Source organism: Sulfurimonas sp. (assembly GCF_019429335.1).
Classification (GTDB): domain Bacteria; phylum Campylobacterota; class Campylobacteria; order Campylobacterales; family Sulfurimonadaceae; genus Sulfurimonas.
The window spans coordinates 1-6,627 of record NZ_JAHYJB010000045.1 but is presented as its reverse complement, the minus strand read 5'-3'; the positions used below and the strand labels follow the sequence as shown (position 1 = coordinate 6,627).

Below are 6,627 nucleotides of genomic sequence, written 5' to 3'. Positions count from 1 at the left end.
ATTTGATTGATGTTTTGTATTGTTTTTTTGGTAAAAAATTATACCATTTACACGATTTCAAAAGGCTTTTTAAAATTTAAATTAGCTTAAATTATTGGTTGTTTGTGGGAATCTGCAAGTGGCTCAAATATATTAATATTTTTTTCATCACAATTATAAATCTCATCTATAACTATTTGAACTTGATTAAATAAATTAAAGTCATTAATCTTTAAAACATTTAATAATTCAAAAATGTCTTGATGTCTAGGTCTGCTTTTTATTCTTCCATTAAACTGTAATGCTTTTATATGAATCTCAAAATCAAATCCATTATTAAGTGTTGCTGGTCTTTTAAGATATACAATTTCTTGATTTATTTTTTCTACACAATATATTGCTTTAGTTGACAAATCTCCTGTTCCTTGTCCGGCAGGTTCATTTTTAAATAAATCTACAACACCATCTCTTATTATCTTTCTGCTAGATTCCAAATTACCATTATTTATTTGAACAAAACAATTTACCTTATCAACTACAATAAAATTATCTCTAAACCCATTACAATTCAATTTTATTCCTTACCAAAATTTCACTTATCTTTCCACGCCCACTACTCTTGCTATTAATGAATCTATTCGCCTGAATATTTCTAATTTCAAACTCTCTATAAAGTTCTTTAATAAAATCTGTATCAGAGTTTGAGTGTACGACCTTACACTCTTTTTTATCCAACTTTTTAAAAACTTCAAAAAGTTCAATCTGCTCTTTATCTAAAAAATTGAATTCACTATATGATGTAAAGCTAGACGTAGGCGTTAACGGATAGTAAGGAGGATCAAAATAGACAAAATCATTTTTTTTGACATGTAGAGTTACATCTTTGTATGAAGCATTTAAAATGGTGGCTTTTTGCAGAGCTTCACTTGCGTTATAAATTACAAGTTCATCACAAATATTTGGGTTTTTGTAACTTCCAATAGGTACATTGTGATAACCTTTACTATTTACCCTATAAAGCCCGTTGAAGCAGGTTTTGTTAAGATAGATAAATCTTGAAGCTCTCTCTATCTCGCTTCTTTGTGAAAAACTCTCATCTCTATCCCAAGCTCTGGTTTCATAATAAAACTCTTTGGAGTGTTTTTCTTTAAATTCTTTGAGATTTTTTATAAGTTCTGATGGATTCTTTTTTACAACATTGTAAGCGTTGATAAGTTCTGCGTTTATATCGAATAGATAAACTTTTTTATCTTTTAAAAGTCCAAGCGAGTAGAGTTCAAAAAAGAGTGCTCCGCCGCCTACAAACGGCTCAAAATAGTTATTAAACTCTTTTGGGATAAGCGGAATAATTTGAGAAAGCAGACCTCTTTTGCCGCCAACCCATTTTATAAACGGCTGATACTTTGTAAAGTTGGATTGGTTTAACGGTGCGGTCATCTTCTCTCCCATAGTTTATATCAACGAAAGTCTAATAAATTATTTTTAAATATCTACAATATATGACAAATTGTCATATATTTACGCCTTAACCCTCTTGTTTCTTTCAACTTCTTGAGCCTTGTAAAGTTCTGCACATCCTTTGGATAGTTCGCGGATTTTTAGAATGTAGTTTTGACGTTCTGTTTGGCTGATGGCTTTTCTGGCATCTAGTACGTTAAAAGTGTTTGCTGCCATCATACATAGGTCGTATGCGGGAAGAGGAAGTCCCGCTTCTATGGTTTTTAAACACTCCTCACTCTTTGCGTTAAACTCTGCGAACAGCATCGCCGTATCCGCAACTTCAAAGTTGTACTTGCTAAACTCTATCTCAGCCTCTTTGTGAACATCGCGGTAGAGTGTTTTTCCATGCTCATTTTCGCCCCAAACTATGTCAAAAACAGTATCCACGCCTTGCAGGTACATGGCTAGCCTCTCTGTTCCGTAGGTTATCTCAACCGCTACGGGATTGCACTCTATGCCGCCTACTTGTTGGAAGTAGGTAAACTGTGTCACTTCCATGCCGTTAAGCCAAACTTCCCAGCCAAGTCCCCATGCACCGAGTGTCGGTGATTCCCAGTTGTCTTCGACAAAGCGGATATCATGGTTTTTTACATCAAGTCCGAGATACTCCAGCGACTTTAGGTAAAGCTCTTGAATGTTGTCGGGTGAGGGTTTTATAAGTGCTTGAAACTGATAGTAACTCCCCAAGCGGTTCGGGTTCTCTCCGTATCTTCCGTCTGTCGGGCGGCGAGACGGTGCCACATAAGCAACCGACCATGGAGTAGAATCGAGTGAGCGCAAAAATGTAGCCGGATGAAACGTTCCCGCACCTGCAGGAATGTCATAGGGCTGAACAATATTACACCCCTGTTTCATCCAGAATTCTTGTAGTTTTAGTAACATCTCGCTAAAAGTTATCATGAAAGCCTCTTGTAAATAGTTGCGCAATTATAACAAAGCAATACTTTAATTTATAATTCAAAAAAACGAGGCTGCTTTTTTATTCGTTTAGTTTATTTTAAAAATTACCTATTATAATACACCTACATTTTATTATGAAAGTTGACGCCATGAAACATATATTTTTTATTTTCTCTATTGTTGTTGCAGCCCTGAATGCTCAGGAGTACAAAGCGGTTTTTAACTGCAACTCAAACGACATGCAGTATGTGGCGAGTCGTATGGTGTTGGTTGAGAGAACTATTGACATGATTGAGAAAAACGGCGACACGACGAAGTTTGCCATGACTATCCATGGAGGCTGTGCTCCGATAGTTTCAAAAAATTATGATGAGATAGTTTTAGATGAGAAGGATTTGGCTTCAATTGATTTATCTCAAAAACAACTTGTAAAATTAGCAAAAAAGGGCGTGGAAATAGTTGTTTGCGCTATGAGTCTAAATGCAAATACTATTGATGAGGGCGACGTGATTCCATCTGTCAAAATATCGCCAAACAGCTTTATTGAGACAATCTCCTACCAAAACAACGGCTATGCGCTAATGGTTTTTGAGTAATTATATTTCTGCAACGTAGTGAAGCCTTAGTGAGCGTGTTTTAAGTTTTAAAACTTTATCAAGACATTTTGCAGATTATATCGCCGACCTCTTTTTGTAGAGAGGCGGCAACTACAACGCACTTTACCTTTAGTAAAAAACAGATATCACTTCTGTGTGATGGGCTCATGCACTCATAGTTTCCCATCCCTTTGCTTATAACCAAATCGGCTCCGTCAAAAAGCTCTCTTGAGTAGTCGTTTGCTCGATAATAAGTAAATCCCGGTGTATTAACTCCGCTGTCAACCACTTCGCATATCTTCTCAAATCCAGCCTCTTTAGCCTCTTTCATGGTAACATCGTTTATAATAGGATTGCCTCTGACCATATAGTAAAATTTACTCTCGGGGTAAAGCTCGCTTAATGTCTCTATGAGCATGTAGTCAAAAATATGCTCTCCCACATTGTCACCGACGATTAAAACGCTCTTTGCACTGTTCAGTTCCTCTTCAAACAGAGCGAAATCGTCATGCGCAAAATCGGTATGAAATATCTTCTCAAGCTCCTCATGTAAGTCAAACTCAACCTCTGCGGCGAGGTCTATAACATTTCCTGCTATTGCGATTTTTGTGGCAGTTAAAAGTTTATCTTTGGAGTTTGAGAGCTCTTTTTTTAAGAGAGGAACAAAAGAGAGCGCTTTTTTTGTAGAGAGTTCTTTTACTTCATCATACAAATCTGTTTTATTGGCAATAAGCGCCATTTTTTCATAAACATAGGATGCAATTTCGGGAGGAGTATCATCATAAGAGAAGCTCTCACTCATCTTAGTAACGGTAGATATTAACTCATCTGCAAGAGAGGAAGATGCGTGAATAGCATTTGTGACCTTAACGCTCTGGTTTATTATACAGCCTACACAGGCTTCATCGATAGTCATATTTTATAAACCTTTTATTTCTCAAAACTTCGTTTTGTAGCTTTAGGGGGTTGTAGGGACTTTAGTCCCTGCCGTTATAATGGGCTTTGCTCATTATAGACTATCATGTAGTGTGCTCTTCGATAGCCTTGTTCCACATAAGTTTATATTTTCTTCTCATAAACTCAACTTCTTGTTGTGAAAGTTTTAGCTGCTCTTGAAGCGTGTGTATCGTTGTTCTGTCTTCATCGTAAAGCTCTTGCAAAGAGCCGAGAGCCTCTCTTAAAAACTCATTCTCAACGCGCACGGCTTTGAGAGTTTCATCTTTTGCATCAAGAACTTTTTCATGAAGGTTTATGATGGTGCCTATTGTTTTTTCTACAAACTGAGGCTGGACAACCATCTCTTTGGTGTTATGAGCAGAGAGCTCTTTAAGTTGGGCAGGAACGACTTCTCTCGTACCTTTTGACGGGTCTATATATCGCACCCCATCCTCAACTTTGAGAGTAAGTTTTCCCCTATCTGCCAAATCATCAATAGCAGATATATCAAGACCGGTTAGTTCCATATACTCTTCGTCGCTCATCCACTTCATAGCCATTCCTTTAATTTATTTCATAAATTCAAGAGAACTTTTGCGTATTGTTTATAACGACAAAGGAAGTAATTCCTTTGTCTACGCTAACGCTTAGTTTCCCTCGGCGGGAAGCCCGCGACACTAGTGTCGTTTACAATTTATTTTCTATTTATTACGATAGAATCGTCTCTATCTCCATTGAATCCATCTCAACTTTTTTAGCCTTTGCGATGCGATCTTCTTTTAGCTTGATAGCAAGTTCTTCATTGTCAAGTGCAAGTATCTGCATAGCCAAATAAGCAGAGTTTATCGCTCCTGCTTTTCCTATGGCTACAGTAGCAACAGGCATTCCAGCAGGCATTTGAACCGTAGATAAAAGAGCGTCAATACCGTTAAGAGCAGATGCGCTCATTGGAACTCCGATAATCGGCTTAACTGTTTTAGAAGATAAAACACCAGCTAAGTGCGCAGCCATTCCGGCAGCCGCTATAAAAACTTGAGCGCCTTTTTTTTCAGCCGTAATTATATACTCTTTTGTTCTCTCAGGAGAGCGATGAGCTGAAGAGATAATCATTTCATACTGCACACCAAACGCCTCAAGTGTGTCTGAACAAGACTTCATTATCTCATAATCACTTTTACTGCCTATTACAATTGAAACAAATTTCATATACTATCTTCCTTTTTTTTGATTGGCGATTATATCATAGCTTATTAAGCTTTCGGATATGTTCCCATATCAGAATTTGCGGGAATTCTCAAAAAAGTATATGGCGGAAGTTTTGTCGGCAGCGTTATCGGGTTTAAATTTCCGCTGTGAACCTCACTCAAAATTTTCTTATTTTCAGCCAACAGCTGCTTTAGCTTCATATAAATTTTTCCCTCACGCTCGTAAGTTGTACCTATCTCGTTATCCACAATTTCTATGATGGAGCCAAGCGGAGCGACTATCTCAAGCTCGTCATTTGGCAGAGTTTTGTACTTGCATAAAAAGTGCGTGCCCTCTTCATTTACAACTCCGCTTACCTGATGCGTACCCAGCTGCATTGTAAAGTCAAGGCTCTGCGTATCATGTTTCTCAAAAGGTCTTGAGATAAGATATGCATCGGTATAACCGCGGTTTTGAAGAGATTGAAGTTCATATTGATACTTCTCTACGTCATTTACTCCGTTGTAGTAATCATCAATCGCCATTCTGTAAGCTTTTGCCGTAACCGCCGCATAATAAGCGGTTTTTGTACGCCCTTCAACTTTGAGAGAATCAACAGCACCACTGTCTAAAATCTCTTTTACATGCGAAGCAAGATTAAGGTCTTTTGAGTTCATAATGTAGGTTCCGACACCCTCATCCTCTTCAAGTCTAAACAGTGTTCCAGTCTCTGGGTTTGCCGCGTACATCTCATAAGGAAATCTGCAGTCATTTGCACAGCTTCCACGGTTTGGAACACGTCCGCTTTGAAGAGTAGAGATAAGACATCGCCCGCTGTAGGCAAAACACATCGAACCGTGCACAAATACTTCAAGCTCCAAGTCAGGAAGCTCTTTTTTTATCTCTACCAAATCGCGAAGCGATATCTCTCTTGCCGTAATAATGCGTGTTGCTCCCATATCGTAGTAAACTTTCGCATCAAGCACGTTCATAACATTCGCCTGAGTTGAGAGGTGAAGAGGCATGTGTGGTACTAACTCATGGCATAGCTTAAGCACGCCGGGAGTTGCGACTATAAAAGCGTCGGGTCCCAAATCCGCCATAGCTATAATATGTTTTTTTAAAAGGTTTAGCTGAGAGTTAAAAGGAAAGCCGTTTAGTGTCGCATAAACTTTTTTGCCCCGTGAGTGTGCATACTCAATCCCCTCCGCAAACTCATCCATACTAAACTCTTTGCCTGAACGTATACGAAGAGAAAAGTGGCTTACCCCGCCATAAACGGCATCGGCACCGAAGTCAATAGCAATTTTCAATTTTTCTAATGTTCCCGCAGGAGATAACAGTTCTACCTTTTGCATTATTTTGAAAATTGTGCCAAAAGAGCTTCTATATCTTCATTAGATGCTAATTCGTTGTGTGTATCGCCGACAATGTGCTGTGCTGAGGAGACTCTTTTCTCATCTGCTATTCTGCCCTCAAAAAGAGAGTTCATGTAGTTAGAGAGTGCACGCATAACGTTTATAACACGCTC

8 protein-coding genes and 1 pseudogene are annotated in these 6,627 nt (G+C 38.3%); 1 reads left to right on the top strand and 8 read right to left on the bottom strand.

The features are described 5' to 3' along the window. Window positions 1-86: 86 nt before the first annotated feature. The 3 genes from K0A91_RS10455 to glyQ all read right to left on the bottom strand — a co-directional run bounded on the left by K0A91_RS10455 (window position 87) and on the right by glyQ (window position 2,379). Window positions 87-551 carry a hypothetical protein gene (locus K0A91_RS10455; protein WP_295010133.1) on the bottom strand — a complete coding sequence of 155 codons (465 nt, stop codon included), beginning with the start codon at window positions 549-551 and terminating at the stop codon, window positions 87-89. Next, window positions 541-1,416 carry a DNA adenine methylase gene (locus K0A91_RS10450; protein WP_295010132.1) on the bottom strand — a complete coding sequence of 292 codons (876 nt, stop codon included), beginning with the start codon at window positions 1,414-1,416 and terminating at the stop codon, window positions 541-543. Before K0A91_RS10450 ends, K0A91_RS10455 begins: the two co-directional genes overlap by 11 nt. A gap of 81 nt (window positions 1,417-1,497) precedes the next feature. Then, a complete protein-coding gene (gene glyQ, locus K0A91_RS10445; RefSeq protein ID WP_295010131.1) occupies window positions 1,498-2,379 on the bottom strand; it encodes a glycine--tRNA ligase subunit alpha in 882 nt (293 codons plus the stop codon). Window positions 2,380-2,528: 149 nt separating this feature from the next. On the opposite strand from glyQ, the gene K0A91_RS10440 reads away from it, so the two are divergent. After that, window positions 2,529-2,975, top strand: coding sequence for a DsrE family protein (locus K0A91_RS10440; protein WP_295010130.1), 447 nt, complete (start codon window positions 2,529-2,531; stop codon window positions 2,973-2,975). Window positions 2,976-3,033: 58 nt separating this feature from the next. Here the strand turns inward: K0A91_RS10440 and K0A91_RS10435 are convergent, their stop codons facing one another. The 5 genes and pseudogenes from K0A91_RS10435 to K0A91_RS10415 all read right to left on the bottom strand — a co-directional run. Next, window positions 3,034-3,891: an ARMT1-like domain-containing protein gene (locus K0A91_RS10435; protein WP_295010129.1), complete on the bottom strand. Its 858-nt coding sequence runs from the start codon at window positions 3,889-3,891 to the stop codon at window positions 3,034-3,036. Window positions 3,892-3,994: 103 nt separating this feature from the next. Continuing rightward, window positions 3,995-4,465, bottom strand: coding sequence for a DUF3972 domain-containing protein (locus K0A91_RS10430; protein ID WP_295010128.1), 471 nt, complete (start codon window positions 4,463-4,465; stop codon window positions 3,995-3,997). 154 nt (window positions 4,466-4,619) lie between these two features. Beyond that, entirely contained in the window at window positions 4,620-5,117 is a 498-nt protein-coding gene (gene purE / locus K0A91_RS10425; RefSeq protein ID WP_295010127.1) for a 5-(carboxyamino)imidazole ribonucleotide mutase, read from the bottom strand. Window positions 5,118-5,161: 44 nt separating this feature from the next. Continuing rightward, entirely contained in the window at window positions 5,162-6,454 is a 1,293-nt protein-coding gene (locus tag K0A91_RS10420; RefSeq protein ID WP_295010126.1) for a peptidase U32 family protein, read from the bottom strand. Further along, window positions 6,454-6,627, bottom strand: a pseudogene (locus K0A91_RS10415) (chemotaxis protein); the annotation flags it as partial. The pseudogene K0A91_RS10415 and the gene K0A91_RS10420, both read right to left, overlap by 1 nt.

Excerpts from the sequence above, each read along its gene's own strand:
- glyQ (WP_295010131.1), bottom strand. The coding sequence starts at position 2,379 with ATGATAACTTTTAGCGAGATGTTACTAAAACTACAAGAATTCTGGATG.
- purE (WP_295010127.1), bottom strand. The coding sequence starts at position 5,117 with ATGAAATTTGTTTCAATTGTAATAGGCAGTAAAAGTGATTATGAGATA.
- K0A91_RS10430 (WP_295010128.1), bottom strand. The coding sequence starts at position 4,465 with ATGAAGTGGATGAGCGACGAAGAGTATATGGAACTAACCGGTCTTGAT.
- K0A91_RS10440 (WP_295010130.1), top strand. The coding sequence starts at position 2,529 with ATGAAACATATATTTTTTATTTTCTCTATTGTTGTTGCAGCCCTGAAT.
- K0A91_RS10420 (WP_295010126.1), bottom strand. The coding sequence starts at position 6,454 with ATGCAAAAGGTAGAACTGTTATCTCCTGCGGGAACATTAGAAAAATTG.
- K0A91_RS10450 (WP_295010132.1), bottom strand. The coding sequence starts at position 1,416 with ATGACCGCACCGTTAAACCAATCCAACTTTACAAAGTATCAGCCGTTT.
- K0A91_RS10435 (WP_295010129.1), bottom strand. The coding sequence starts at position 3,891 with ATGACTATCGATGAAGCCTGTGTAGGCTGTATAATAAACCAGAGCGTT.